1 protein-coding gene is annotated in these 1,521 nt (G+C 69.6%); it reads right to left on the reverse strand.

What is annotated here, in order from left to right:
• Window positions 1-299 precede the first annotated feature (299 nt).
• Window positions 300-1,454, reverse strand: a complete 1,155-nt coding sequence (locus EZM51_RS20360) for an IS110 family transposase (protein ID WP_248305763.1) — start codon at window positions 1,452-1,454, stop codon at window positions 300-302.
• Window positions 1,455-1,521: the final 67 nt, after the last annotated feature.

Below are 1,521 nucleotides of genomic sequence, written 5' to 3' on the forward strand. Positions count from 1 at the left end.
TCGGCTGATATGTAGCTTCGTTTGTCAAGTGGGCAGGGTGAAGCGCCGTCGGGCTGGCTGCTCGGCGGCGCTTCGTCATTCGCTCCGGCGGGCGTTTCGGGGTGCGGCGTGTCTGGTGACGCGTGGTCAGTCTGATATGCGCGGGTTGGTTACCGCATGACCCTGTTTCGGCGGGAACGGTCAGGCTGGTCTGAGGTCGAGCGTGGCGATCGTGGTCGCTGCTCACAGCCGAATCGCTGGTCCGTTCCTCACGCTGCGTGCTGTCCGGTGGCGCGGGCGGGCGAATGAGTATTCGGGGTTCAGTCCATGACGGCCAGGGACCAGCACCAGCCTGCGAGCTCGCGAGCGATCGCGGTGTTCGCGACGGTGTGCTTCTTCTTGTGCGCGGTCAAGACTTGCCACCGGTGGTGCAGGCGCCGGTTGCCGGCGTCGCCGCGCGCTGCCGCTCCAGGGGTGCTCTTCGCCCACCGGTCGGTCATCGTCTTCCCGGCGACGTAGCGGGCCTTGTGGTGCCAGGCGGCCTCGATCAGCAGCCGGCGGGCGTGCGTGTTCCCGGTCTTGGTGATCGGCCCCAGCGACCGGGATCCTCCCGAGGAGTGCTCGGACGGGACCAGGCCGAGATACGACGCGACCGTGCGGCCGGTGAACCGGTCCCAGTCGCCGATCTCGACCGCCAAAGCGAACCCGGTCAACGTGGAGATCCCGCGCAGACAGCCCAGCCGGTTCGTCACCGCGGTGAACTCGCTGTCTGCGGCCAAACCGGCGATCTGCATGTCGAGCCGGTCCCGGCGCGCGAGAGTCATCGTGACCGCGTCGAACGCGGCATCGAACGCGGCCAGGGTGCCGTGTCCTGCCTCGCCGAGGCCGTCGTTGCGGACCCGGCGAAGCCAGGCGTCATGGGGCCGGTTCCAGGTCACGGACCCGTCGTAGACGATCCCGCGGCGCAGCAGCAGCTTCGACAGCCGGTGCCGTGCCGACAGCAGATCCGTGCGGGCGTCGTCACGGGCGCGGACCAGGTCCCGGGCCGCTTCCTCGGCCACGCTCGGGACTCGCACCGGCACGAGTTCGTCCATCCGCAGCAGCCGGGCCAGCAGGAGGGCGTCGCGGGCGTCGGTCTTGACCTTGTCCCCGGCCGGGCGGATGAGTTTCGACGGGGCCGCGACCGTGACCGGCACCCCGACCGCGGTCAGCTGACGGGCCAGACCGAACCCGGTCGGCCCGGCCTCATACGCGGCAGCGACGGGCCCGTGATCGGCGGCGATCCCGGCCACCCACCGGGCGACGGCGTCGCTGCCGGGCGGGAGCCTCGCTTCGATCACTTCACCGGTCGACGTATCCAACGCCGCCGCTCGCACGCTACGCGCGTGCACATCCAACCCGATCGTCGTACGCTCGTTGAACACCAGGGCCTCCGCTGCATGTCGGCATCCCGAGCCGCTCTCGAGATGATCCACGAATCTGCACCGTGAGGCCCTGGCCCACAAGACCAGATCCAGAACCCCACACCCATAGGGTCTGAGC

This window comes from Agromyces sp. H66, assembly GCF_004959775.1.
GTDB lineage: Bacteria > Actinomycetota > Actinomycetes > Actinomycetales > Microbacteriaceae > Agromyces.